General features: G+C 63.5%; 23 protein-coding genes. 4 read left to right on the forward strand and 19 right to left on the reverse strand.

What is annotated here, in order from left to right:
* Nucleotides 1-57: 57 nt before the first annotated feature.
* From PMI07_RS04520 to PMI07_RS04555, 8 genes are all read right to left on the reverse strand, one after another.
* Nucleotides 58-798, reverse strand: coding sequence for an SDR family oxidoreductase (locus PMI07_RS04520; RefSeq protein ID WP_007774164.1), 741 nt, complete (start codon nucleotides 796-798; stop codon nucleotides 58-60).
* A gap of 81 nt (nucleotides 799-879) precedes the next feature.
* Complete coding sequence (locus PMI07_RS04525; RefSeq protein WP_007774165.1) at nucleotides 880-1326, reverse strand: DUF126 domain-containing protein; 447 nt, start codon at nucleotides 1324-1326, stop codon at nucleotides 880-882.
* A complete protein-coding gene (locus PMI07_RS04530; RefSeq protein ID WP_007774166.1) occupies nucleotides 1326-2597 on the reverse strand; it encodes an aconitase X catalytic domain-containing protein in 1272 nt (423 codons plus the stop codon). The genes PMI07_RS04525 and PMI07_RS04530 overlap by 1 nt, the downstream gene beginning before the upstream one ends.
* A 10-nt stretch (nucleotides 2598-2607) precedes the next feature.
* On the reverse strand, nucleotides 2608-3945 hold the full coding sequence (locus tag PMI07_RS04535; RefSeq protein WP_007774167.1) for an FAD-dependent oxidoreductase: 1338 nt from the start codon (nucleotides 3943-3945) through the stop codon (nucleotides 2608-2610).
* Nucleotides 3946-4145: 200 nt separating this feature from the next.
* Nucleotides 4146-5054 carry a LysR family transcriptional regulator gene (locus tag PMI07_RS04540; protein WP_007774168.1) on the reverse strand — a complete coding sequence of 303 codons (909 nt, stop codon included), beginning with the start codon at nucleotides 5052-5054 and terminating at the stop codon, nucleotides 4146-4148.
* 94 nt (nucleotides 5055-5148) lie between these two features.
* Entirely contained in the window at nucleotides 5149-6756 is a 1608-nt protein-coding gene (locus PMI07_RS04545; protein ID WP_024163556.1) for an acyl-CoA dehydrogenase family protein, read from the reverse strand.
* 6 nt (nucleotides 6757-6762) lie between these two features.
* A complete protein-coding gene (locus PMI07_RS04550; RefSeq protein WP_007770587.1) occupies nucleotides 6763-7524 on the reverse strand; it encodes an SDR family NAD(P)-dependent oxidoreductase in 762 nt (253 codons plus the stop codon).
* Nucleotides 7521-9377 (reverse strand): feruloyl-CoA synthase, encoded by a 1857-nt coding sequence (locus tag PMI07_RS04555; protein ID WP_007770589.1) that lies wholly within the window; start codon nucleotides 9375-9377, stop codon nucleotides 7521-7523. The genes PMI07_RS04550 and PMI07_RS04555 overlap by 4 nt, the downstream gene beginning before the upstream one ends.
* 133 nt (nucleotides 9378-9510) lie before the next feature.
* On the opposite strand from PMI07_RS04555, the gene PMI07_RS04560 reads away from it, so the two are divergent.
* The 3 genes from PMI07_RS04560 to PMI07_RS04570 are packed head-to-tail and all read left to right on the forward strand — an operon-like array spanning nucleotide 9511 to nucleotide 11674.
* On the forward strand, nucleotides 9511-10305 hold the full coding sequence (locus tag PMI07_RS04560) for a crotonase/enoyl-CoA hydratase family protein (RefSeq protein WP_007770591.1): 795 nt from the start codon (nucleotides 9511-9513) through the stop codon (nucleotides 10303-10305).
* Between the two features lie 12 nt (nucleotides 10306-10317).
* Entirely contained in the window at nucleotides 10318-10773 is a 456-nt protein-coding gene (locus PMI07_RS04565; RefSeq protein WP_007770593.1) for a MarR family transcriptional regulator, read from the forward strand.
* 25 nt (nucleotides 10774-10798) lie between these two features.
* Nucleotides 10799-11674, forward strand: coding sequence for a 4-hydroxyphenyl-beta-ketoacyl-CoA hydrolase (locus PMI07_RS04570; protein WP_007770595.1), 876 nt, complete (start codon nucleotides 10799-10801; stop codon nucleotides 11672-11674).
* Here PMI07_RS04570 and PMI07_RS04575 read toward each other — a convergent pair.
* The 11 genes from PMI07_RS04575 to PMI07_RS04625 all read right to left on the reverse strand — a co-directional run bounded on the left by PMI07_RS04575 (nucleotide 11671) and on the right by PMI07_RS04625 (nucleotide 23238).
* Nucleotides 11671-12684 (reverse strand): LacI family DNA-binding transcriptional regulator, encoded by a 1014-nt coding sequence (locus PMI07_RS04575; protein WP_007770597.1) that lies wholly within the window; start codon nucleotides 12682-12684, stop codon nucleotides 11671-11673. The two genes, PMI07_RS04570 and PMI07_RS04575, sit on opposite strands and share 4 nt — an antisense overlap.
* A 7-nt stretch (nucleotides 12685-12691) precedes the next feature.
* On the reverse strand, nucleotides 12692-13531 hold the full coding sequence (locus tag PMI07_RS04580; protein ID WP_007770600.1) for an ABC transporter permease subunit: 840 nt from the start codon (nucleotides 13529-13531) through the stop codon (nucleotides 12692-12694).
* Nucleotides 13528-14349: an ABC transporter permease subunit gene (locus PMI07_RS04585; protein WP_024163557.1), complete on the reverse strand. Its 822-nt coding sequence runs from the start codon at nucleotides 14347-14349 to the stop codon at nucleotides 13528-13530. Before PMI07_RS04585 ends, PMI07_RS04580 begins: the two co-directional genes overlap by 4 nt.
* A gap of 305 nt (nucleotides 14350-14654) precedes the next feature.
* Nucleotides 14655-15788: an extracellular solute-binding protein gene (locus PMI07_RS04590; protein WP_007770575.1), complete on the reverse strand. Its 1134-nt coding sequence runs from the start codon at nucleotides 15786-15788 to the stop codon at nucleotides 14655-14657.
* A gap of 42 nt (nucleotides 15789-15830) precedes the next feature.
* Nucleotides 15831-16964 carry an ABC transporter ATP-binding protein gene (locus PMI07_RS04595; protein ID WP_007770573.1) on the reverse strand — a complete coding sequence of 378 codons (1134 nt, stop codon included), beginning with the start codon at nucleotides 16962-16964 and terminating at the stop codon, nucleotides 15831-15833.
* 113 nt (nucleotides 16965-17077) lie between these two features.
* Nucleotides 17078-17761: an HAD family hydrolase gene (locus tag PMI07_RS04600; RefSeq protein WP_007770571.1), complete on the reverse strand. Its 684-nt coding sequence runs from the start codon at nucleotides 17759-17761 to the stop codon at nucleotides 17078-17080.
* A 24-nt stretch (nucleotides 17762-17785) separates the two neighbouring features.
* Nucleotides 17786-19312, reverse strand: a complete 1527-nt coding sequence (locus PMI07_RS04605) for an alkaline phosphatase D family protein (protein ID WP_024163558.1) — start codon at nucleotides 19310-19312, stop codon at nucleotides 17786-17788.
* A complete protein-coding gene (locus tag PMI07_RS04610) occupies nucleotides 19299-20051 on the reverse strand; it encodes a glycerophosphodiester phosphodiesterase family protein (RefSeq protein ID WP_007775466.1) in 753 nt (250 codons plus the stop codon). Before PMI07_RS04610 ends, PMI07_RS04605 begins: the two co-directional genes overlap by 14 nt.
* Before the next feature lie 16 nt (nucleotides 20052-20067).
* Nucleotides 20068-20988, reverse strand: a complete 921-nt coding sequence (locus PMI07_RS04615) for an ABC transporter permease subunit (RefSeq protein ID WP_007775462.1) — start codon at nucleotides 20986-20988, stop codon at nucleotides 20068-20070.
* 2 nt (nucleotides 20989-20990) lie between these two features.
* Complete coding sequence (locus tag PMI07_RS04620; protein WP_007775459.1) at nucleotides 20991-21983, reverse strand: ABC transporter permease subunit; 993 nt, start codon at nucleotides 21981-21983, stop codon at nucleotides 20991-20993.
* Nucleotides 21970-23238 (reverse strand): extracellular solute-binding protein, encoded by a 1269-nt coding sequence (locus tag PMI07_RS04625; protein WP_245277103.1) that lies wholly within the window; start codon nucleotides 23236-23238, stop codon nucleotides 21970-21972. Before PMI07_RS04625 ends, PMI07_RS04620 begins: the two co-directional genes overlap by 14 nt.
* Before the next feature lie 207 nt (nucleotides 23239-23445).
* Between PMI07_RS04625 and PMI07_RS04630 the strand changes: the two genes are divergently transcribed.
* Nucleotides 23446-24384: a sugar-binding transcriptional regulator gene (locus PMI07_RS04630; protein WP_024163559.1), complete on the forward strand. Its 939-nt coding sequence runs from the start codon at nucleotides 23446-23448 to the stop codon at nucleotides 24382-24384.
* Nucleotide 24385 lies beyond the last annotated feature (1 nt).

The following is a 24385-nucleotide window of genomic DNA, read 5'->3' on the forward strand; positions in this document are numbered from 1 at the left end:
ATCATCTTCTTACGCTGGCCGAGTTTCGGGGCGAGATCAAGGCGACCTGGGGCGCTCTCAACCGCGTCCGGCGTAAGGCATGCCGTTTGCCATCACCGTCATGAACAGGACATTGGCCTCCAGCGGCAAACCATCCATGTAGAGCACCGCATCGGCCACGTGTTTCGGGTCCATGACGGGCTCCACTGCAGTCGTAAGATCGGGCTGCAATGCGCCTTCTTTCATCCGCACCGTCATCGGCGTATCGGCATTGCCGATATCCACCTGGCCGCAGACGATGTTCAGCGCGCGCCCGTCGAGCGCGATCTGGCGGGTCAGGCCGGTGATGGCGTGTTTGGTGGCGGTGTAGGCGGCCTGATAGGGGCGCGGGACATGGGCCGAGATCGATCCGTTATTGATGATCCGTCCGCCGCCGGGCGCCTGCCGCCGCATCATGCCGAAGGCGGCGCGGGCGCAATAGAAGGCGCCGTTGAGGTTGAGGTCGACGACCGCCCGCCAGGTTTCGAGCGGCAATTCGTCGATCGGAACGGCCGGCGTGCCGCGGCCGGCATTGTTGAACAGAAGGTCCAGCCGGCCATAGGCCTTTTGCGTTGCCGCAAACAGAGCGTCGACGGCGGCCGGATCGGTGACATCCGTCGGCACGACGAGCGACTCGCCGCCGGCAAGTTCCGCCGTGCCCCGCAGCTCGCTCTCGCGCCTGCCGGCAAGTACGGTCCTATAGCCTGCTTTCAAAAGCCCGAGGGCCACGGCCCTGCCGACGCCCGAGCCCGCGCCGGTTACGATCGCTACTTTCGACATGCCTGCCTCCCACCTGTGATGGTAGACCTTATAGTCGGCTATCGGCCCAGCCGTCGAGTGGCATGCTTGCCGGAGAGAATATCACCTCCGAGATTTCCTGGTCACGGTCACCGTGCCGGCATCGGCATCGACCACGACCCAGTCACCAGTCTCGATCACCGAAAGCGGGTCCTGATCGAGTTCGGTGATCGCCGGAACGCGGGTGACGACGGCGCCGAGCGCGATCTTGGTGGTCATCCGCGTAAAGATCATCGCCGCCGGCTGGACGCCGTTCAATCGCGTCATATGGAAATAGGCCGACCAGCCGGACGAGCCCTTGGCACCCGGAAAGACAAGGATCTTGCCGGCGAAGGAGACGCCGCGCATCTCGTGCCGCCGCTCGATCACCGTGCCGGTGCGCTCATTGATGCCGCCCCAGCCGGAGATCGTTTCGGTGGTGACAAGCGCCTCGCCCTCGGCGCGGCCGGCCACCACCTTGCGGCCCTTGAGTTCGATCGTCTCGGGTTTTGCTTCGGCTGCGATATCCATCAGACCCTCCCGTTCCACTGGCCGGTCAGGGCCGCATCGACGCAATCGCTGACCGAGCCGAACCAGCCCTGTACGCCGGTGATCGCCGGCAGGTAATGCGCCTGCTTGGCGGAATCGGTGGCGATGACCTTGGTCCCCGCCGGCAGACGGCGGGAAATGGCGGGACAGGTGTCGCTCATGACAACGCCGCCGGCGTCGCGGATGGTGTCGATATAGCCGTTGCGCTCGGCGACCTGTTTGATCGCACGCGGCGTATGCACCCAGAGCTGCACGTCCGAATGGATCTTCCTGTTCTCCAGCATATGGGCGATCAGCGCCATCTGGTCGATCGAATTGTGCGGACAGCCGAGCATGATGAAATCGACCTTTTTTTCGGTCGAGCTCTGCAGCTTCTCGTAGGTCTCGCGCCGCTCCTTGGCACCGTAGCGGAACGTGCCCTTGACCTTGCGACCGCCAAAGGCTTCCTCGATCGAATCCGCTTCCGGCGTGATGCCCGGAATATGGTACATCTCGACCCCGCCCGACGACGCGGCGGCTGCGCCGAAATGCTTGAGCTTGATGAGGTCGGGCTGGCGGCCGGTGCCTTTCAGCACGGGGATCTCCTCGCCGATCACTTCGCCGATGTAGTAGCCGAGCAGGCCCCAATCCATCATGTCGTCGACTTCGATATCGAGCTCGACCAGATGGGTGCCGCGGCGGTTTTCGGTGATGTGGAAACCCCAATAGGGAATGCGGCCGGTGAGCGCTGCAGCGCCCGTGCTTTCCTTGCCCTCGACATTGGTGCGGGCGCCGAGCACGGAATTGCAGTAGATGACGGCGGACGATTCCATCCAGGCGCAGTGTTCGCCCTTCACCGGTACGTTGCCGACCTGATAGGGCGTGCAGGTGGCGAACATGTTGACGCCGCGCCGCCCCAGGTATTTCTCGTTGGCGCGCTGCATGTCGACCAGCGACTTGTCGACGCCCTGCAGTTCCCAGTTGTCGTTGTCGATGCCGGTGATCAGCTGGCAGGTATGCGCCACCATGTGCGGCACATCCACGACTTCGTCGCTGTCGAGGTTCAGCTCGGAATAGACGTGCTCCATGCCCTTTTCGGCAATCGCCTGCACCGAGGGGGTCGAGGCATTGAAGGCGCCGGCGACATTGTTGGTCTCGACCAGCCGTTCGGCGCCGAGCGCTTCGCCGTAACGGACAAGCAGGTCCATGGCGCGCGCCTTGGCGCGGCCGTGCTCGCCGTCATACATGGCCTTTTCGTGATCTGTCAGATTCATCGGACCCTCCTCACGATGCGGCGCGCGTTTCCGCGCCGGTCCAGCGATAATGCTTCTTTTCGACGTTGTCGGAAACCCGCTCGCGCAGTGCATCGCGATCGATCTGGTGCACGCTGCCGGTTCCGGCAAGGTCGAGCGCGTTGGCCGCGGCCATGCCCATGGCGATGCAGGGGCCCATGACGCGGATGCTCGAAAGCGCTGCCGAATCCGCATCGACGCAGCGGCCGGCGGCGGCGATGTTGTCGCATTCGCCCGGCGTCAGGCTGCCGAGCGGGATGTAATGGGCGTGCTCTTCGTCGAAGGTGATCCAGTGATGGCCGTCGCCGTGGTCATGCAGTTCGATCGGCCAGGCGGTGCGGGCGACCGCGTCGTCGAACTTGGTGCCGGCCTTGATCTCGTCGACGGTCAGGTGATGGCTGCCGGCGATCCAGCGGGTCTGGCGGATGCCCGGCAGGCCGAAGGAGCGGATGCGGGCATTGCCGAAGCATTCCGGGAATTCCGTCTTCAGGAATTCCACGGCTCGGGCCGCCTGATCCTTGCCTTCGAGCGCCTTCTTCGAAGCCTCGACCGGATCGAGCGGGGTTTCCACATGCGTCATGTTCATGGCGGCGATGCCGCGACCGGGAATGGTGAAACCGAGGCCTTCGCGGCGCAGCAGGCCGTAGTTGGCCGCCTTTTCCTTCATCCGGTCGCCGATCTCGTAGCGGGTCGGCTGTCTGGCTTCGTCGATATTTTCGAGCACCACCATCTGGGTGCCGAAGACGCCGCCCTTTTCCGGCTGGCGACAGGCGAAACCGGCCTGCCAGACGAGCGCCGCATCGCCGCTCGCCTCGACCCAGCCGGTCGCCTCGATCGAGACGCCGCCGTAACGGGTCATGAAATCGGTCTGGACGACGCGGCGGCCTTCGACATGCACGTCGAGGATCTGTGCGCCGAGCACGACCTCGATACCGGCTTCCAGAATGCTCTGTTCCATCCAGCGGCCGAGGACGACTTCGTCGTAATAGACGACCGTCGTGTTCGGGCCGTGGCGGTAATAGATCGACTGGTCCTGGGATTCCAGATGGGCGAGCAGCCTGTCGGCGATGCCATAGGTGAACTGGTAGCCATGCGTGCCGTTCGAAAACAGGCCGCAGAACGTGGCGATGATCGAGTTGACCGCTTGGCCGCCGAGCGCCGCCTGGCCATCGACGATCACCACCTTGCGGCCGAGCCTGGCAGCTTCGAGTGCGGCCGAAATCCCTGCGATGCCGGCGCCGACAACGCAGATATCCGCCTTGAGCTTGCGGAACGGCGCCGATTTCTCGCGCCTGACGATCCGCGTTTCCCTGCTCAGCGTTTCCGCCATGGAAGCCTCCCCTACAGCGCAGCGCCCTCCCGGCGCTTTGGGGATGATCGTAACCTAAGCCGCCTCGCCTTGAACCCGGCAAGTGATGCGATCAGCTTTCTTGTTTCGAGAAAGGTAACGGCCAGAAATCCACGCGGCTCGGCGTCAGACAGAATGGTGAGCCCCGACGCGGAAAGCTTCCGACACGCTCTGAGGTCTTCTCAGAACATCGGAATGACCTGATCCGGCACCCCTTCCGCGAACCGTTTCTGCACGTAGGATACGAACTCCGATACCACGACCTTGTTCATCTTGATCCTGGGCACGGAGGCCTTGACCCAGAGCGGCTCGACCGGAAATTCCGGCATCACCTCTTCGAGGATGCCGCTATCGAGATCCGACTGCGCGAGGAATCTCGGCAGAATCGCCAATCCCAGCCCCTGGCGGGCGGCGGCGAGCAGGACGCGGCTGTCATTGGCGGTGAAATTCGAGGTGATCTCGACATTGAGCGTGCTTGTCTCCATCTGAAAGGTCCAGGTCGTGCCGATCGTGTGGAAAGTGATGCACGCGTGGCCGACCAGTTCCGTCGGCATCTTCGGCAGCTTGCGGCTGGCGAGATAATCCCGCGATGCGCAGAGGACGCGCGGATAAGGGCAAAGCGGGTGGTCAATCACGTAGGCGTAGGATTGCGGCAGCGCGCCGATCGCCACGTCGAACCCTTCCTCGAGCGGATTGACCGAGCGATCGATCAGTACGATCTCCATCTTCACCCGCGGATTGACCGCCTGGAAGGCGGCGCAGATATCCCCGAAGAACATCGAGGTCAGCGTCGTCGGCGCCTTGATGCGCAGCGAGCCGGTCAGGCCCAGTTCATGGGTATTGGGTGTGGCCAGCGTCTCCTCGATCTCGCCGACCAGGAGCTGCAGGCGGGGCCTCAGCCTTTCGCCATCGAGCGTCAGGGCCAGCCGCCTTGTGGTGCGCACGAAAAGCTGGGTGTTCAGATGCTCTTCGAGCCGCTTGACCCGCTTGGTGATGACCGAGGTCGCGACGCCCAGGTCACGCCCGGCGGCGGAAAAGCTGCCGGCGCGGGCCGTTGCCAGGAAGGCGCCGATGTCGAGAAGTATGTTCACTGTCTTTCTCGTTTCGAGAAAAAATCCTAACCGGCATCACGCACATATTTTCCGCGGTTTCGCAACTCGGCCACATGACGCGCAGGCGATCGGCTCAGACGCAGCGTGCGCTATGGAATGCAAACTGCGCAGAAAGGCTTTCCACCGCCCTGGTTTCAGCAATGCGCAGCGCCATCCAGGCGGAAACGGCCGCCCAGGCGGCCCGCATATAGCTGTCGGCGCGGTAGAGGGCCGCATCGGGATCGGATTGCAGCGCCGTCATCCGGCCGCTCAACAATTCGAAGCCGTCGAGGACGGCCAGAACGGTCTCGGAAGCCTGCGGATGTTCGGCGGAATAGGCGTCGATCTCATCACGCGCCTTCTCCAGGAACAGCGCTAGCCCCCGCCCCTCGTCTCGCCAGAGGCGGCGGGTCAGGAAATCCAGCGCCTGCATGCCCGTCGTACCTTCGTAGATGGTCATGATGCGGGCATCGCGCAGGTATTGTTCGAGCGGCCAGTCGCGGCTGTAGCCGACGCCGCCGAGCACCTGGATCGCCGCATTCGCGGTCTCGAAGCCGGCCGCCGCGCCAAAATTCTTGATCAGCGGCAACATCCAGCCGGTAAAATCCTCCAGCCCGGTTTCGGGCTCCAGCCGGGCGATATCCATCGACGTGGCGAGTTCCAGAATGGCCGCGCGCAGGATTTCCGTGGCGCTGCGGATCTCATGCAGTTGGCGCTGAACATCCGGATGGCTCGATATCGGCACCGGCGGCTGGTCCGGCCGGCCGCCCTGGCGGCGCTCCTTGGCATAGTCCTCGGCAATGTCGGCCGAGGCGGACGCGATGCCCAGCCCCTGGCAGCCGGTGAGCAGCCGCATGAGCTCGATCATGGTGAAAAGCTGCGGCAGGCCGCGGCCTTCGCGGCCGAGCATGATGCCCCTGGCGCCTTCGAACCGCATGGCGCAGGTGGGCGAGCCGTGCAGACCCATCTTCTCCTCGATCCGGTCGACCGAAACGCCGTTCGGCTCGCCGTCGATCAGATTCGGCACGAGGAAGAGGCTGATGCCGCGCGTGCCCGGCTGGTCGTTGGTGCGGGCGAGCAGGCAGTGGCCGATGCGGTCCGCCATGTCGTGGTCGCCGAAGGAGATCCAGATCTTCTGGCCGGTGATCAGCCATTCGCGATCGTTGAACTCGGCCCTGGTGCGCAACCGGCCGACATCGGAACCCGCCTCGGGTTCGGAAATGCAGATGGTGGCCGCCCATGCGCCGGCGGCAAGCTTCGGCACCCATTCCTTCGCGGTCGCCTCATCGGCGGCCTCCGCCAGAAGATGCGCGGCCGCCCGTGTCGAGCCGGCGGCCATCATCAGCGCCACGCAGGCGCGCTCGAACAGCGGCGCGCAGGCGGCGTGCAATGTCAGCGGCACGGCCTGGCCGCCGAACCTTTCGGCGACGTCCATGCCGAGCCAACCGGCCTCGGCATATTGCCGGAAGGCATCGGCAAAACCGTCAGGCGTCTTCACCCGCCCACCAATGACCTGAGCACCGATCCGATCACCGACCGCGTTCAGCGGCGCCAGCACGCCCTCGGCAAAACTCGCCGCCTCCTCGACGATCGCGGCGACCGTCTCGTCGTCGCAATCCTCGCGGAGTTCCTTGAGCCGGTGCCAGCCCGGCGTCAGGGCGAGAAGTTCCAGTGTCCGGTCGGCCTGATCCGCGAAGGACATGATCGGTCACCGCGGCTGCATGCGCAGCGCGCCGTCGAGCCGGATCACTTCGCCGTTGATATAGTGGTTCTCGATCACGAACCGCACCGCGTCGGCAAATTCGCCGGGATCGCCGAGCCGCGAAGGATAGGGGATAGCGGCAGCAAGGCTATCCTGCGCCTCCTGCGGCAGCTCGTAGAGCAGCGGCGTCAGGAAGATGCCGGGCGCGACCGTGTTGACGCGGATGCCGAAACGGGAGAATTCGCGCGCCGCCGGCAAGGCCAGGGAAACGATGCCGCCCTTGGAGGCCGCATAGGCCGCCTGGCCGATCTGTCCCTCGAAGGCGGCGACCGAGGCCGTGTTGACGATGACGCCGCGCGCCTTGTCTTCCCGCTCCGGCAAGCCCGACATGCGCTCGGCGGCAAGCCGCAGCATGTTGAACGTGCCGACCAGGTTGACGCGGATCACCCGCTCGAAATCGGCAAGCGGCATCGGGCCGTTCTTGCCGACGATGCGCCCCGCCGTGCCGATTCCGGCGCAGTTGACGAGGATGCGCAAGCCATCACCGGCCTTGGCCGCAACGTCGAGTGCCTTGGCCGCATCGTCCTCGCTGGTCACGTCTCCAGAGAGCGCCACGCCACCGATCTCGCCCGCAACTTTCTCGGCCGCCGCCTGGTTGCGGTCGAAGACATGCACCACGGCCCCGAGTTTCGCTAGCAGCCTGGCCGTCGCTTCGCCGAGACCGGATCCGCCGCCTGTGACGACAGCGCTTGTTCCTTCGATCCTCATGCCGCCAGCTCCTTGCCAACCTTGATCACGCCGGGCGCATCGGCATACAGTTCCTCGACGAGATCGCCGCGGTGGGCGAGCACGGCGCGCTGGTTGATCGACCCCTTGTCGGTCACTTCGCCCTTTTCGAAGCGCAGCGGCTGGGTCATCAGCATCATGCGCATCACCCGTGTTGCCGAACCGCTCGACTGTTTCTGGTGTTCCCTCAGCCGTTCGGTGATCGCCGCCCTCACCTTCGGGTGGGCAACGACCGCCTCGTCGGAAAGGCCGGCCTCGCCGCCGATCAGTTCCCGCAGCGCCGGCATGAAGGGAACCGCCAGCGCCCCGAGCTCCGCTCGGTTCTCGCCGGTGATCACCGCATCGCGGATCAGCCCGCCGAACTGGTTGACGAGCTGTGCCCGCAGCACGCCGACTGCCACCCAGGTACCGGTCTGCAGCTTGAAGTTCTCCGCCGTGCGTCCGTCGAAATAGAAACCCTGGCGCGGGTCGCCGGGGACTGCGAACTTCACCGCATCGCCGATCCGGTAAAAGCCTTCCTCGTCGAAGGCTTCCCTGGTCAGCTTCTCGTTGCGCCAGTAACCGGGGGTGACGTTCGGGCCCTTGAGGCGAAGCTCGTATTTGTCGTCGATCGGCACCAGTTTCATCGTGACGCCCTGGCCTGGCACGCCGATATTGCCGGGCTTTTCCTGCGGATCGGTGCAGAAGATCGCGAACGGCGCGGTCTCCGTGGAGCCGATGCCGGTGCCGAGCGGCACCTGTTCGCCGATCGTCATTTCGGAAAGCTCGATCAGCGCGTCCCAGGTATGCTGAGCCATGCCGGCGCCGGCATACATCAGCAGTTTCAGGTCCTTGAAGAAGGTCTTGCGAAGCCCCTCGTCCTCGCGCATCGCCTGGATCAGCATTTCGTAGCCGGCCGGCACGTTGAAATACCAGGTCGGCGAGATTTCCTTCAGGTTGGCGATCGTCTGGGCCATCAGCGCCGGGCTCGGCTTGCCGCGGTCGATGTAATAGGTGCCGCCGTTATAAATGGCGATGTTGAACACCTTGTTGCCGCTGGCGGTGTGGTTCCAGGGCGCCCAGTCGACCAGAACCGGCGGCTCGTCGCGGAAATAGGAATAGCAGTCGGTGACCATTTCCTGGTTGGAGCAGAGCATCCGCTGGGTCTGGATGACCGCCTTGGGCGAACCGGTCGTGCCCGAGGTGAACAGGAATTTCGCGACCGTATCAGGCCCGACCACATCGAAAGCCTTGTCGACCGCGGGAGTGGGCTCGGTCTTGAGAATATCGTCGAGGAGATAGGTATGAGGCCGGCCCTCGGGCAGATTGCGCATCCCGGCAAAGGGAATATCCGGCCCGAATGCCGTATCGACGGCCTTGCGGAAGGCTTCCGCATCGTCGGCGAAGATCAGGCCGGGGGTGATCTGTTTTGCGATATCGTGCAGCTTTGAAAAATCGGAGGAAATGGTCGCATAGGCCGGCGCAATCGCTGCGGACGGGATGCCGACATGCTGGGCGCCGAGCGCCATCAGCGCATGTTCGATCGAGTTTTCCGAGAGGATGACGAGCGGGTTTTCCGCCGAAAGCTTCATGTTCAACAGGAACTGGCCGATGCGCCTCACCTGATCGAGCGCCTGCGCAAAGCTCACCCTGCGCCACTCGGCCGTTCCTTCGCGATCCGCCATCCAGGTGCGGTCGGGGGCGATTTTCGCCCAGTGGATCAGCCGCTCGTTGAGCTTGTCGGGATAGGGACCCAGCGGATCCTCACGCCAGACCACGAATTCGCCGTTCGGCCGCTCTTCCCAGCCGACCACGGGCGACCACAGCTTTACGTCACGCACAGGTTTTCCGCTCATGACTTCTCCTCCCAGACGTCAATGCTCCCTATCGGGCTCCCAAAATTTGTTTACAAAGAAACAATCTCCCTGTAAACGATCAAAAACTGATGACGGGCTGGGGAGCGTCCGTTGCTGGAGGAGAATGCATAAGATGGCCGATCAGACGGCAACCAGCTTCGTGACCTATGAGCTCAAGGGCAACATTGCCCATATAGGTCTCAACCGCCCGGAAAAGCGCAATGCGATCAGCGACCGTTTCGTCGAGACGATCGCCGAGACTGTGGCGCGTGCCGAAAGCGAGGCGAAGGCCGTCGTGCTCTTCGGACATGGCGATCATTTCTGCGCGGGGCTTGACCTTGCCGAACACGTCAAGAAAACGCCGATCCAGGGCGTACACGGTTCGCGCCGGTGGCACGCGGTATTTGCCGGCATCGAGCACGGCACGATCCCGTGGATCTCCGCCCTGCATGGCGCGGTCGTCGGCGGCGGCCTGGAACTGGCGTCTTCCACCCATATCCGCGTGGCCGACAAATCCGCCTTCTTCGCGCTGCCGGAAGGCCAGCGCGGCATTTTCGTCGGCGGCGGCGGTTCGGTGCGCGCCGCGCGGCTGATGGGCGTCGCCCGCATGACCGACATGATGCTGACCGGACGGGTCGCCTCGGCTGAAGAGGCCGAGCGCTGGAACCTTGCGCAATACGTCGTCGAAAAGGGCATGGCCCGGCAGAAGGCGCACGAACTTGCCGAAGCGGCCGCGAGCAATGCCGAAATTTCGAATTACGCGGTCATCAACGCACTGCCGCGCATTCAGGACATGGCGAAGGAAGACGGGCTTTTCGTCGAGTCCTTCATCGCCTCGTTTACCGCCACCAGCCCGGAAGCAGAGGAGCGTCTGCGCGCGTTCCTCGAAAAACGCGCCGCAAGGCTGAAGGCGCCGGGTTCGGCATAAGGGGACTGCTCGATGGACATGCCGATCCGCACGGCAGATGAGGTCGATCTCGACCGGCTCAATTCGGCGCTCGGCTTCCTGATGCGGCTGGCGCAGCTCAAGATCTACGAGCGTTTTTTCGAAGAGGTCGGCGAGCACAACCTGAAGCCCGGAGAGTTCTCCGTGCTTTGGGTCATCCTGCACAATCCCGGAATCCGCCAGAGCGTGCTCGGCCAAAGGCTGATGATCAAGCGCGCCCATATGACCAAGCTCATCCGGGCGCTGGAGGACCAGAACCTCGTTTCCAGACGAATCCCTGATGGAGACCGCCGGGCCGTGGAGATCACACTGACCCCGAAAGCGGTCACCAGGGTCGAGCAGGCGAGCCAATGGTTCTTCACCTATGAAGCCTCGGTCGGCGCCAATCTTACCGCCGACGAGCGCCGGCAACTGACGGCCCTCCTGCAGAAATTCGTGGGCCTGGACTGAATTTAAGGATCGGGAGGAGCTGACCTTGAACATCGACGAGCTGATCGCCATCGACATCCACACCCATGCGGAAGAGCCCTGCTGCAGCCCGCGTGACGATGGCTATGATGAATTCCAGGCCGGCATGGCCAAATATTTCAAGAACCCGGCCGGCCACAAGGGCATGCTGCCGACGGTCAACGAAACCGCCGTCTACTACCGCGAACGCAAGATCGGCTGCGTGATCTTCCCGGTCGACGCGGAGCGCGAGACCGGTTTCCGGCGCTACAACAACGAAGAAGTGGCGATGATCGCCGCCGAGAACAGCGACATCATGATCCCGTTCGCCTCGATCGACCCCGCCAAGGGCAAGATGGGTGCCCGCGAGGCGCGCCGGTTGGTGCGGGAATTCGGCGTCAAGGGTTTCAAGTTCCACCCGACCATGCAGGCCTTCTATCCGAACGACCGGATGGCCTATCCGCTCTACGAGGCGATTGCCGAAGAAGGCGCGATCACGCTGTTCCATACCGGCCAGACCGGCGTCGGCGCCGGCATGCGCGGCGGCATGAACATGCGGCTCAAATATTCCAACCCGATTTATCTGGACGACGTGGCAGCGGATTTTCCGGACATGCCGATCATCCTCGCACATCCCTCCTTCCCCTGGCAGGAGGAGGCGCTTTCCGTCGCGACCCACAAGCCGAACGTCTATATCGACATGTCCGGCTGGTCGCCAAAGTACTTTCCGCAGATCCTGGTGCAATACGCCAACTCGATCCTGAAGCACAAAATGCTGTTCGGCTCCGACTGGCCGGCGATCACGCCGGACCGCTGGATGGCGGACTTTGCCGCGATTTCGATCAAGGACGAGGTACGGCCGCTGATCCTCAAGGAAAACGCCCGCAAGCTGCTGAAGCTTTAAACCGGGACGAAACTCTTTCGTACGACCAGTTCGGGGATGACCCTCTCGTAACCCGGCGAAGCGTCCGGGCTTTCGAGGCGCCGCTCGAGAAGCTCGACGGCCCGCAACGCCATGGTGACCGGGTCCTGGCGGAAGGTGGTGAGGCTGTAGCTCAGCCAGGCCGCTTCCGGCACGTCGTCGAAGCCGATCACCGCCACGTCTTCCGGAATGCGCAGCTTCGCCTCGATACGGATGAAATCCATGACGCCGAAGGCGATCTGGTCGTTGGCGCAGAAGATGGCGTCCGGGTGTTCGCTGCCGGCAAAAAGCTCGCGGGCAGCGGCGATGCCGCTGTCGTAGTCGGAATCCGGCCCCCCGGCGGACTGCACTTCGGCGCCGAGCGACCGCGCCGCCGACAGGAAGGCCGTTTCACGCTCGGCGATGCTCTGCGTCCCGGATTGCGAACCGACGACGGCCAGGCGCCGACGGCCGGTATCGAAAAACGCATTAGCCGCCTTGCGGGAAGCCTCGGAATTGCCGGCGCGGACATGATCGGCATCCGGCTCCGAGCGGCCGATCACCACCAGCGGCTGGCCGTTGCGCTGCGCGAGCTCGAAGAAGCTTGCCGGCGGCGAGCCGGAGAGGATGATGGTCGCCTCGGCGCGGTGGCCGATCAGCATCTTCTGGGCCGCCAGCAGTTCTTCTTCCGCCTGCCCGGTATTGATGAGGATCGGGATGCTGCCACGCTGGATCAGCGCCTTGGCGAGCGCCGCCGTCAGATGGGCGCGAAAACCGAGTTCCGGCTTGGTCGCGACGATGCCGACAAGCCGGCTCTGGTTGGCGAGCACGCCGCGGGCGAGGTCATTGACGTGGTAACCGAGCTCCTCCGCCGCCCGCAGCACCTTTTCCCGCGTCGCCGGTGCTACGCTTGCGCCGGGCGTGAAGGTGCGGGAGACGGCCGAACGGGAGACGCCGGCGAGGCGGGCGACCTGTTCGGCGCTGACAAAGCGCATCCGTTTTTCGTCCTTCATGCTTTCCTCAATGTCCAACGCGCGAAAGGACGTCCGCCTTCAGGAATCGCTCCACGATCAACATGAACACCAGGGAGGGAACGAGCAGCAAGAGGGCAGTGATCGATGCAATCTGATAATTGCCGCCGGCAGCGGTGGTATAGAGCAGCAACGGCAGCATGTTTACATCCGGCGCGCCGACGAAATAGCTGCCGGTGAATTCGTCGAGCGATTCCAGGAAAACGAAGATGGCGCTCGCCATCAGGCCGGGTGCCGCAAGCGGCAGAGTGACGTCGAGGAAGGCCCGGAAGGCGCCGGCGCCGATATTGCGGGCCGCCTGTTCGAGCTCCGCGTCGATCGCCGAAAAGGCGGCCGTTGCGATCCACACCGCATAGACCAGACCATGCGAGACGTGGACCAGCACGACGCCCGGAATGGTGCCGTTGAGCCTGATCTCGTAGAAGATGCGGGCGATGTTCACATAGACCGTCAGGTTCGGAAACGCCTGCGGAATGAGAAAGGCGAGCAGAATGAGGCCGCGGAACGGCAGTTTCAGCCGGGCCAGCGCGTAACCGGCCGGGATCGCCAGCAAGAGCGAGACGACAACGGTCAGCAGGGCCACGATCAGCGAATTGGTGAGCGACTCCATCGCCCCGCCGCGCGGCGCGAACACTTTTGCCCAAGAACTGAAGCCGTATTCGAGCGGCAGGCTGTAGGGGAAATACCACTTCTCCGCCACGGTCCAGAGCAGGAGGTTGAAGAGCGGCCCGAAGATGAAGAAGGCCATCAGCCCGAAGATGATGCCGCGCGGCACCCACCAGAGGGCAGCGATAGGATTGCGGGTGGCGGGAATATGGGCGGCTGTCATGCGCGCTCCTTGAGGCTGGCGCGCAGGTAGATCCATGCGACGGACGCTGCGAGCACGAGCGAGACGAGGCCGAGCGCATTGGCGACGCCGTAATCCCCGTAGGAATTGACCCGGAAGGCGATATCGGCGGTCAGCATGGTCGGCGACTGGGCGTTGATCATCAGCGGCACGGACAGAACCGACATCATGGTGACGAAGGAGAGGATAAGGCCGACGGTCAGCGTCATCGCCACCTGCGGCACGACGATCTCGAAAAGGAGCCGCAGCCGCGAGGCCCCGAGATTGCGGGCTGCCTCGATCGTGTCACGGTTGATGGAAGCCATGGCGCCGGCGACGAGCAATGCCACGAACGGCGTCTGCTTCCAGACGAAGGCGATGACGATGCCGCGCCAATCGAGGAAGCTCACGGCGTCGAGCGGCGTCAGCAGGCCGAGATTGATGAAAGTGTTGTTCATCATGCCGTTCTTCGACAGAAAGGTGCGCAGGATCTGGCCGACGACGATGAAGGGAATGAACATCGGCCAACGATAAAGCCAGCGCAGGATGGCGACGGCCACTGGATGTTCGCCGAGCGTCAGGTAACCGCCGATCGCGATCGAGGCGATGCCGATCAGCACCGTCGACAGGCTGACGATCACGACGGTGAAAATGATGTCCTTGGTATAGAGATCGAAAGTCTTGGTGAAATTGCCCCAGCCGAAAGCCCCCTCCACCTGGAAGGCGCCGACCGCCGACATGATCAGCGGCAGGATGAAGAGGAAGGCGATCACCGCGAGTGCCGGCAGCACAAGGAGGAGACCGAGGAAGCGTTTTGGCATGGTTCGACCAAAGATGATGAGTTTAGGGCCTACCGCCACCAAGCGGGCGACCACGTTCAGGTTCTTGCAAAGTGAGCGCCGCAGTCCTCCCTCTTCTCCCCAGCGGGGAGAAGGTGGCCCGAAGGGTCGGATGAGGGGGCGACGCGGCAGACTCGACCTCGCTTGCGCTCGGTCGTTCGCTCCTTGCGTCGCTCACCCCCTCATCTGTCCTTCGGACATCTTCTCCCCGCTGGGGAGAAGAGGAGCCTCACGATCTTCGCATTGAAGCGGCAATCCACTCGATCGAGCGGACTGCCTTTTTCAAATTACTTCACGGACTTCTCATAGGCCTCGAGGATCGCAGTGTTGTAAGGCGCGATCGGGAAGGGCTTGCCCTTGGCAGCAAGGTCAGCCGGCGAGATGTCGACGAACAGCTTGTTCCAGGTGGCGTCGTCCAGTTCTCGTCTGACGTTATCGGCGTCGATGCCCGGATACCAGTTGAAGCGCTTGACGATGCCTTCGGCCTGGACCTTGGGGCTGGTGGCGAGAGCGATGAACTTCTCGGCCAGAGCCTTGTGAGCCGCCTTTTCCGGCATGACGTAGTGCATCGGCTGGCCCGGCATGCCCGGAGCCGGCAGAACCAGCTTCATGGTCGGCGGCAACTGGCCGCTGGCCTGCCAGGAGTAGAACATGTCGACCCAGACCGGGCCCATGGCGATTTCGCCGCGCGACAGCAGGTCGAGCGTGCCGGCGTTACCCGGGGTCAGCGTCGCATTGGTGGTGAAGTCGGCGAGGCTCTTGAAGGCCGCATCCCACTTCTTGGTTTCTTCTTCCTTGAACGGGCCATTCATCAGGGTGTTGGCATCGCCGCCGCCGAAGGCGTAGATCCAGCCCATGACGAACGAAACGCCGGAAGCGCCGCCCTTGATGCCGTTATAACCGAACTGCTTCGGATGAGCCTTGGCCCAGGCGGCCAGCTCGGTATAGGACTTCGGCGGGTTCGGAACGAGCGCCGGGTTGTAGGCGATCGCGGTCTGGCTGTTGAACATCGGCATGACATAACCGTCGACATTCGAGCCGAGCGCCATCTTGGCGTTGTCGCGGGAGACGAGCTTGCCGGTGTCGATGTCGGCGCGGTACTTGTCGAGGTAGTTCTTGGTGACCATCGGGCCGACGAATTTTTCGTGCACGACGGCAACGTCGACGTCCCACTTATCGGACTTGGCAGCAGACTGGGCGTCGAAACGCTCGAGGATCTTCTGCGAACCGGCATCGCCGGGGCCGGTGCCGACGGCGCGAACCGTGTTGCCTGGATAGGTCTTTTCGAAAAGCGGGCCGAGATACTGGTTGATGTAATCGACCATGTTCTGGTCGCCGGCGGTCGCAACCGTCAGCTCTTCGGCGTGAACCGGAAGGGCTGCGAAAGCGACGGCGAAGGCTGCGTAAGACATCTTCTTCATGAGTGCTTCTCCGTGAGTTGAAAAGGCAGAGGTATCAAAAGGTCAGGCGTGGACTTTCCCGAATGGCACCCGGGAAATGGGGGAAACCGAAGCAGCCTCCGGCGAATTGAACAGGAACAGCGCATCCGCCGGCACGAACACGGCGACGCGGGTGCCCGGGTCGAAGGCGCGTTCGGCATCGGCCATGATCTCGGTCTGCCCGAGCCGCACCACATGACGCCAATGGCCACCGGGATAGCTGACGGCGGCGATCTCGCCCCGGAAGGTGATACCGGGGCCGATCACGGCGATTTCGTCGGCCAAGAAAAGACGGGCAGCCTCCGGGCGGAAACGGGCTTCGATCGGACCAGCTGCCAGCGGACGACCGAGGAGCGGCACGGTAGCGGCGGCATTGGCGGGGCCGGCGTCGATCGCGAACTGGTCGCCCTGCGGCGCGCCGTTCAGGAAAAGCACGTTTTCCGCGCCCATGAAGGCGGCGACGAAGGCCGAGGCAGGACGGTTATAGACATCCTCCGGCGTGCCAGCTTGCGCGATCTTGCCGGCATTCAGGATGACGATCCGGTCGGCCATCACCATGGCCTCCTCGCGATCGTGGGTGACGTGGATTGCGGTGATGCCGAGCCGCTTCTGTAGCGCCCGCAGCTCGTGGCGCACTGTCAGGCGGATACGGGCGTCGAGGTTCGACAGCGGCTCGTCGAGCAGCAGGATTTCCGGATCGATGGCGAGCGCCCGGCCGAGCGCGACACGCTGGCGCTGACCGCCCGAGAGCGCCGAAGGCTTGCGCGCCTCCAGCCCGTCGAGGCCAAGCAGCGACTGCATGGCGGCAACGCGGGTGGCGATTTCCTGGCGCGCAATGCCCTTCAGTTTCAGACCGTAGCCGATGTTCTGCGCCACCGTCATGTGCGGCCACAGTGCGTAGGACTGGAAGACGAGTGCCATGCCGCGCTTGTCGGGCGGCAGGTGGGTCACGTCGCGATGGCGCACCTTCACCTCGCCGGCCGACGGGCCGATGAAACCGGCGAGCAGGCGCAGAAGCGTGGTCTTGCCGCAGCCGGACGAACCGAGCAGCGCCACGAACTCGCCCTTGGCAATCGACAGGTCGATATCGGTCAGAACCTGCGTGGCGCCATAACGGCTGGCGATGCCGCGCAATTCCAGAAAACCGTCCCGCTCCATCGAACCCCCTTTTGCACAGCCGTGCAACCTTGCTGGGGGTTTCTTAGGGCCGGAGTTTTACAGGCGGATGACACCGGCGATTTTTTATTTCGGGATGCTGGCGAGGTGGCCGCTCAGGCTTCCACGGTGAGCGGCGCTTCCAGACGGACGAGCGCTTCCTGAAGCTCTTCGGCTCCAGTCGCCACGAATATGGCTCCGGCTTCCGCCAGAATTTTCACGCGGCCGGGCCGTGGGTCTGCCGGATCGACGAAGCCGATCGCCGTCATGCCCGCCGCCCTCGCCCCGGTGATCCCGTGGGCGCTGTCGTCGATCACCACGCAGCGGGCCGGATCGGCGGACAGGGTGTCCGCGCAGAGATGGAAGAGATCCGGCGCCGGTTTCGGCCGCGCCACCATGTCGGCGCTGAAGATCGACGGCGCGAAAGCGTGCCAGAGCGGCAAAAGTCCGAGGCTTTTCGCCAGCCGGTCCGTCGAGCTGTTGGAGGCGACGCATTTGCGGTGCGGCAGCGACCGGACCAGGCTTTCGATGCCGGGCATCGGCTCCAGCGAGCGGGCGAATTCCGGATAGATGTCGAGATGCCAGGCCTCGAAAACCGCATCCAGATCTTTGATGCCAAGCTCTTCCGTGCAGATGCGGCGGATGGCACTGGCCGAATTGCCGGTGAAGCGGACCAGCACCTCTTCGGCGGTAATGGCGGCGCCGGCATCCTGCAGGGCCTTGGCAAGTGTGCGGCTGGCGATCGGCTCGCTGTTGATCAGGACGCCGTCACAATCGAAAATTAGGAGATCTATCTGCATGAAAGTCCAACTTGAGATGAGGCGTCAAAGCCGATTGACGCCGGCTGCACCGTCGGCGACGGCAAAACTCTGAAAAACGGCAGCGGGGGAATGCTGCTGCTTGCGGTCGGCGACACCGATGAAGTCAACCTCGGCCGATCGTTCGCTGAGACGCATGATCGCATAACCATGCTTGTCCGAGGCAAACTTGAGATGCGGGTTTTCGGCAAGCGCGGTGGCAAGGCTCGCGGCAGACGGTGCGTCCGAGGTGATCGAGCCGCAGACGAATTCGCTGGCGATGGCCTGAGCTTTCTCATCCGCGAAATCGCGCTTCACGTCCGCCGCGTAGAACGCATGCAGGTCGCCGCCGATGATCAGCGGGTTCTCGACCGCCGAGGTCTGCACCGCCTCCAGCAGCCGGCTGCGGGCGGCGCGATAGCCATCCCAGCCGTCGAGATTATACGCGGTTGCCGGCCCGGATTTGGTGTCGCGTTCGGCAAGCAGCGTCTGCTGGGCGATGATATTCCATTTCGCATGGCTGGCACCGAGCGTCCTGCCGAGCCATTCTTCCTGCGCCGGGCCGAGCATGGTCCGCTCCGGCCGGTCGTCGCCGGCGGAACCTTCGAGTTCGGGCGAGCGGTATTGCCGGGTGTCGAGCAGCGTTACCCCGGCCAGATTGCCGAAGCTGTAATGATCGTAGATGCGCAGCGCATCGAAACCGGCTGCGAGGCTCGGATGCACCGGCATGTGCTCGAACCAGGCCTGGTAGGCGGCGCGGCGGCGGGCGAGGAATTCCGCCGGGTTCGGCGCGTCGGGGGCACGGTCATTGGCGTAGTTGTTGGTGACCTCGTGGTCGTCCCAGACGGCGAGCCAGGGAAAGGCGGCATGCGCCGCCTGCAAGTGCGGGTCGGACTTGTAGAGGGCGTAACGATCACGGAATTCGTAGAGCATCGACGGTACGCCGGTCTGGTGTTTACGCACCAGTTGCGCACCGTAACTCCGCTCGTAGATGTAGTCGCCGAGATGCACGACGAGGTCGAGATCGCGGCCGGCCATATCGGCATAGGGGCTGTAGAAACCCTGCTCGTATTGCTGGCAGGAGGCGAAGGCGAGGCGGAGCGTATCCACACTGTCCGCCGGTGCCGTGCGGGTGCGGCCGACCGGGCTCGTCGCATTGCCGGAGCGGAAGCGGTAGAAATACCAGCGGCCGGGCAAAAGGCCCGTGACCTCGACATGCACCGAATGAGCGAATTCCGGAACCGCGCGGAAGAGGCCGGATTGGACCGGCTTTGAAAAAGCCTCGTCCTCGGCGACCATCCATTCCACATCGATGGGATCAAGGACCGGCTTAGGTGCCGGGGCAAAGGGATCGGCGGAGGTGGCGGCCGATGCGTTCTCCAGGATTAGCCGCGTCCAGAGGACGACGCTGTCGGCTCTCGGCGCGCCCGAGGCGACGCCGAGAGCGAAGGGATCAGTGTTGAAGCTTGCCGCACGTGCGGACCCCAGCGGCCGCCAGATGGCAGCCGCTGCCAATCCGCCCACCAGCAGGCTTCGACGATCAATGAGCGGCATCGAACAGTCCTTCGCGTGCCTTGACGGCAAGATCCGGCCGATCGGTGGTGATCTGGCGCAGCGGGCGCTTCAGCCAGAAGGACAGGTCTTCCAGCTCGTTCGGAACCCACACGCCGAGCTTTTCGGCCGGGACGAGCGCGGAGAGCAGTTCCCATTCTTCGAGCAGCAGCGCCTTTTCGATCGCCAGCACGTCGGAGACCTGCAGCATGGCTTCGACGGACTGGCGCAGGCCGAGAACCTGGACGGATTTGTGATTGAGCGAGGACAGCCGACGGATATGCGGCGCGACTTCACCGATCGTCTTCAGGACCTCGCTGCTGAAACTGGTCAGGAAGGAATTGTCGGCGACGCCGAAACGATCGATCATGGCCGCTGCCTGGGCTTCGAGGCCTTCATAGGGCTTGCCGTCGGCATCGGCCTTCAGTTCCACATGCAGTTCGAGACCGGTCGGTGCGTAAATTTCCAGCACTTCCTCGAGCGTGGGGATGTGCTCATTGGTACCCTTCAGGATCACCGAGCGGTATTCGCCGGCTGCAAGATCCGCCACCCGACCGGAGCGCTCGGTGGTGCGATCGAGGGTCGCGTCGTGAATGACGAGGAGTTCGCCGGCGGCGCTCAGATGCACGTCGAATTCGACCGATTCGACGGAGAGGTCGAGCAGGTTGCGAAAGCCGGTCAGGCTGTTCTCGGCCCAGAGATTGCGGGCGCCGCGATGGCCGACGATGATGGGATTGGTCATTGGAAATACCTCTTTTCTATTTGCTGGAATCCACCAGGCCTTTGGTGAACCAGCGTTGCATCAGAAGGATGACGAGAGCGGGCGGCGCCATCACAAAAAAGGAAGCGGCCATGGCGATGTTCCAGGCTGGCTGGGCATCGGCGACCGGGATCAGGTCCTTGAGCCCGATCATTGCGGTGCTCATCACCTTCTCGGTGGTGAAGAGAAGCGGCCAGAGATACTGGTTCCAGCCGTAGAGGAAGAGGATGATCGACAGCGCCGCGATATTGGCGCGCGACAGCGGCAGAAGCACGTCCCAGAAGAATTTCAGCGGCCCGGCGCCATCGAGCTTGGCGGCCTCGCAGAGTTCGTCCGGCACGGTCAGGAAAAATTGGCGGAACAGGAAGGTGGCGGAGGCAGACGCGATCAGCGGCAGGATGAGGCCGCTATAGCTGTTGATCATGTTCCATTGCAGCGCCGCGTCGAGCTGGTAACCGGTCGTATCGGCGACGAAGCCGTTCAGGCCGATCGCATCGAACAGCGCCCGCAACGGCCCGGCCGCATCGGCGACCGCCTCATAGGTCGGGATGATGCGGACTTCGACCGGCAGCATCAGCGAGATGAAGATCAGCCAGAAGGCGGTCATGCGGAAGGGAAACCGGAAATAGGTGACCGCGAAACCGGCAATCAGCGACACCGCCAGCTTGCCGACGACGATGCCGGTCGTGACGATGAGGGAATTGACGTAGAGCCGGCTGAACTGGCCTTCGTTCCAGGCAAGGACGGTGTTCTCGACGAAATGGCTGCCCGGAACGAGCGGGAACGGCACCTGCTGCACCTCGCCGACCGTCAGCGAACCGGCGACGAAAGCGAAATAGAGCGGCATGCAGACGGCGGCGGCGCCGATCAGCAGAACGACGTGGCAGAAGATCGACAGGCCAATGTGACGCTCCACCATGGTCACACCTGATAATTGACTTTGCGCTCGACGGCGCGGAACTGCAGGAAGGTGAAGAGCACGGCGATCGCCATCAGGATGACCGACTGAGCGGCCGACGAGCCTAGGTCGAGCTGGCGGAAGCCGTCCTGATAGACCTTGTAGACCAGCGTGTTGGTGCTGCCGGCCGGGCCGCCGCGGGTCACCGTGTCGATGATGCCGAAGGTCTCGAACAGACCGTAGACGAAGTTCATGACGATCAGGAAGAAGATGGTCGGCGCGGCCATCGGCAGCGTCACCGTGAGGAAGCGGCGGACGGGACGGGCGCCGTCGATCGCGGCGGCTTCCATCACCGAGGCCGGCACGGCGAGGAAGGCCGCGACCAGGAAGATGTAATCGTAGCAGACATGTTTCCAGACCGCCGCGACCGAGACCAGCAGCAGCGCATCGAACGGCCGGCGGTTCGGGTCCCAGGCGAAACCCAGCTCATGCAGCATCTGGGCGAGCGGGCCGACGGTCGGGTTGAAGAGGAAGGCCCAGAGCACGCCCGATATGGCCGGCGCGATGGCATAGGGCAGAAGGATGACGCCTTTGTAGATCGCCCGGCCACGCAAAACGTTGTCGGTGGCGAAAGCAAGCAGACCGGCGATGACGAGCGTGGCGATGCATTGCACGACCGTGAACCACAGGGTGAGGATGGCGCTGTCGCGGTATTCCGGGCTCGAAAACAGGGTAGTGAAATTGTCCAGCCCGACGAAGATCATCGTGCCGCCGAACGGATCGACCTGCACGAAGGCGAGCGACAGAGCCTTCCAGGTGGGGATGAAAAAGAAGAAGAGCAGGATCAGCAGCTGCGGCGCCAGCAGGCCTGCGGCCAGCCAGGGCCGCCGGAAATGCGAGGCCTTCAGCCCCGCTTCCGACGGCCTGACCAGGGAGCCCAGGCTCCGCCGCAACGGCAAACGGGGGCGCGTCGCCGCACCCTCGTTCTTGGTCATGATGGCATTATTTGCCGGCATGGAGCTTCTCGTACTGGCGCAGGATCTCGTTGCCGCGCTTGACGGATGAGTCCAGCGCTTCCTGCGGCGTCTTCTTGCCGGTCCAGACGGCCTGGATTTCCTCGATCAGAATGGCGGTCGACTGGTTGTGGTTGCCGAATCGGAAGCCGCGGGAATTGTCGGTCGGCTCGCCGCGCGAGAGCTGTTCGAGGGCGATTTCGCGGGTCGGGTGATCCTTGAAATAACCCTCAGCCTTCATCTTCTGGTAGGCGGCATTGGTGACTGGAACGTAGCCGGTCGCCTTGCTCCACCATTCCTGGGTCGCCGGCTGGGCGACGAAGTTGAAGAAGGCCGCCACACCGGCCTGGACCTCTTCCGACTTACCCTTGACGGCCCAGAGCGAGGCACCACCGATGGTGCCGTTCCTGACGTCGGCGCCCTCTTCGTGCGGCATAACCGCAGCGCTCCACTTGAACTTGGCATCGGCTTCGACGCCGGAATGGCTGGCGGTGGAGTTGATGATCGTGGCGCAGGTGCCAGAGGTGAAGAGGCTGATCGGGGCAACGCCCTGGCCGGCGATCTTCAGCACGCCGTCATCGACCCACTTCTTGAGACGGGCGACCTGGCCGACCACGCCGGTCTTGTTATAGACGAACTCTGTGTCGAGGCCGGCGTAACCGTTGGCCTTGGTGGCGAAGGGGTAGTTGTTGATCGCCGAATAGTTCTCGATCAGGCTCCACTGGAAGTCGCCCGGCAGCGCCATCGAGCAATCGGTGATCTTCTTTTCCTTGAGCGCATAAAGCTGCTTTTCGAGGCCCTGCCAGGTGTCGGACGGCGCATCGAAGCCGGCGGCCTTGAACGCATCGGCATTATACCAGAGGATCGGCGTCGAGGAGTTGAAGGGCAGAGCGGCCGGCTTGCCGTTGACGATGTAGAAGCCGGCGACCGGCTTGATGAAGTCGTTCCAGTCGGTCTTGTAGCCCTGTTTCGCCATCAGCTGATCGACCGGGATGATCGCGCCAGAGTTCAGCATGGTCATGAAACCGCGTTCGGCCGACTGAAGGATAGCCGGCTGCTGATTGACGCGGTAGGCGGCGACCATGGCCGCCATGGTCTCTTCGTAATTGCCCTTGAAGGTGCCGACGACCTCGTATTTGTCCTGCGACTTGTTGAAGTCGGAGATCAGCTGCTGGACGGTATCGCCGAGCTTGCCGGAGATCGCGTACCACCATTCGATCTTGACGCGGTCGGCGGCGGTCGCAGCCGTCGCGCCCATCAGCAGCGCGCCGGCGGCGAGAAGGCCCGTGATCGATTTCACATATGTCGAAGCCATGTTTCGGATCCCTCGATATTCGGGTCTTTCACACGACCCGCCCTGTTTCGGTTCTGGCCATCTCCATCAGTCTGGGTTAGCCATGACAGGCATGGGTTACGTTACATATGTTAAGTCGATGTGACATTTGATATTTTGATGGTGGTATTTATGGAGCAGCGTGAATTGATGGTGCGGGCCGCGTGGCTCTATCACGTGGAGGGACTGACCCAGCAGCAGATCTCGGAGCGGATGAACATCACCCGGCGGCGGGTGAACGAGATCCTTTCGGAAGCGCTGGAATCGGGCGTCGTGAGGATCAGTTTCGATTCCGTGCTGGCGGAAAGCGTGGAGCTGGAAGCGAAGCTGCGCAAGCGCTTCGGCCTGCTCGACGCGGTCGTCATTCCGACACCGGGCGATGCGGCACTTCTCCATTCGGTGCTCGGGCGCGGGGCGGCCGGTTTTCTCGGGCGGCTGATCCAGACGCAGAAACCCGCCTCGATCGGCGTCGGCTGGGGCTCGACGCTGCGCGAGACGATCCAGCACATTCCGTCGCTCAACGAACCGCAGATCAAGGTGCGCTCGATGATGGGCGGGTTGACGCAGGGCTCCGAGATCAACACGTTCGAGATCGTTCGCGGCTTCGCGCAGGTGCTGAACGCCCAGTGCCGCTATTTCGTGGCGCCGATCTATGCCGAGAGCCCGGAATCGCGCGATGCGATCATTTCGCAGGCGGTGTTCCAGCGGACGTTCAGGCAGATCTGCGAGGTGGATGTCGCCTATTTGAGCGTCGGCGACGTATCGCAGCAATCGCTGCAGGTGCGCTACGGTCTGCCCGAAGGCATGACCGAGCAGATCCTCAAAAAAGCCGGCGCGGTCGGCGACCTGATGGGCCGTTATCTCGATGCCAACGGCAAGGAGATCGACCATCCGCTCAACCGTCAGGTGCTGGCACCCGAGATGCAAGACTTCCGGCGGATCGGCTGCCGCATCGTCGCGTCAGGCGGGGCACACAAGCACAAGATCCTGCAGGCGGTAGCGCGGAGCGGGCTGATCAACGTGCTGATCACCGATGCCGACAGCGCCAAGGCGATGCTGGCGGCGAAGTGAC

It is taken from the genome of Rhizobium sp. CF080 (assembly GCF_000282095.2).
In the GTDB taxonomy this organism is placed as follows: domain Bacteria; phylum Pseudomonadota; class Alphaproteobacteria; order Rhizobiales; family Rhizobiaceae; genus Neorhizobium.

Coding starts and splice junctions, on each gene's coding strand:
- PMI07_RS04535 (WP_007774167.1), bottom strand. CDS start 3,945: ATGGCGGAAACGCTGAGCAGGGAAACGCGGATCGTCAGGCGCGAGAAA.
- PMI07_RS04605 (WP_024163558.1), bottom strand. CDS start 19,312: ATGCCGCTCATTGATCGTCGAAGCCTGCTGGTGGGCGGATTGGCAGCG.
- PMI07_RS04560 (WP_007770591.1), top strand. CDS start 9,511: ATGGCCGATCAGACGGCAACCAGCTTCGTGACCTATGAGCTCAAGGGC.
- PMI07_RS04545 (WP_024163556.1), bottom strand. CDS start 6,756: ATGTCCTTCGCGGATCAGGCCGACCGGACACTGGAACTTCTCGCCCTG.
- PMI07_RS04585 (WP_024163557.1), bottom strand. CDS start 14,349: ATGCCAAAACGCTTCCTCGGTCTCCTCCTTGTGCTGCCGGCACTCGCG.
- PMI07_RS04625 (WP_245277103.1), bottom strand. CDS start 23,238: ATGGGCGCGACGGCTGCGACCGCCGCCGACCGCGTCAAGATCGAATGG.
- PMI07_RS04575 (WP_007770597.1), bottom strand. CDS start 12,684: ATGAAGGACGAAAAACGGATGCGCTTTGTCAGCGCCGAACAGGTCGCC.
- PMI07_RS04600 (WP_007770571.1), bottom strand. CDS start 17,761: ATGCAGATAGATCTCCTAATTTTCGATTGTGACGGCGTCCTGATCAAC.
- PMI07_RS04610 (WP_007775466.1), bottom strand. CDS start 20,051: ATGACCAATCCCATCATCGTCGGCCATCGCGGCGCCCGCAATCTCTGG.
- PMI07_RS04525 (WP_007774165.1), bottom strand. CDS start 1,326: ATGGATATCGCAGCCGAAGCAAAACCCGAGACGATCGAACTCAAGGGC.
- PMI07_RS04565 (WP_007770593.1), top strand. CDS start 10,318: ATGGACATGCCGATCCGCACGGCAGATGAGGTCGATCTCGACCGGCTC.
- PMI07_RS04615 (WP_007775462.1), bottom strand. CDS start 20,988: ATGGTGGAGCGTCACATTGGCCTGTCGATCTTCTGCCACGTCGTTCTG.
- PMI07_RS04520 (WP_007774164.1), bottom strand. CDS start 798: ATGTCGAAAGTAGCGATCGTAACCGGCGCGGGCTCGGGCGTCGGCAGG.
- PMI07_RS04550 (WP_007770587.1), bottom strand. CDS start 7,524: ATGAGGATCGAAGGAACAAGCGCTGTCGTCACAGGCGGCGGATCCGGT.
- PMI07_RS04595 (WP_007770573.1), bottom strand. CDS start 16,964: ATGGAGCGGGACGGTTTTCTGGAATTGCGCGGCATCGCCAGCCGTTAT.
- PMI07_RS04630 (WP_024163559.1), top strand. CDS start 23,446: ATGGAGCAGCGTGAATTGATGGTGCGGGCCGCGTGGCTCTATCACGTG.
- PMI07_RS04620 (WP_007775459.1), bottom strand. CDS start 21,983: ATGCCGGCAAATAATGCCATCATGACCAAGAACGAGGGTGCGGCGACG.
- PMI07_RS04580 (WP_007770600.1), bottom strand. CDS start 13,531: ATGACAGCCGCCCATATTCCCGCCACCCGCAATCCTATCGCTGCCCTC.
- PMI07_RS04590 (WP_007770575.1), bottom strand. CDS start 15,788: ATGAAGAAGATGTCTTACGCAGCCTTCGCCGTCGCTTTCGCAGCCCTT.
- PMI07_RS04530 (WP_007774166.1), bottom strand. CDS start 2,597: ATGAATCTGACAGATCACGAAAAGGCCATGTATGACGGCGAGCACGGC.
- PMI07_RS04555 (WP_007770589.1), bottom strand. CDS start 9,377: ATGAGCGGAAAACCTGTGCGTGACGTAAAGCTGTGGTCGCCCGTGGTC.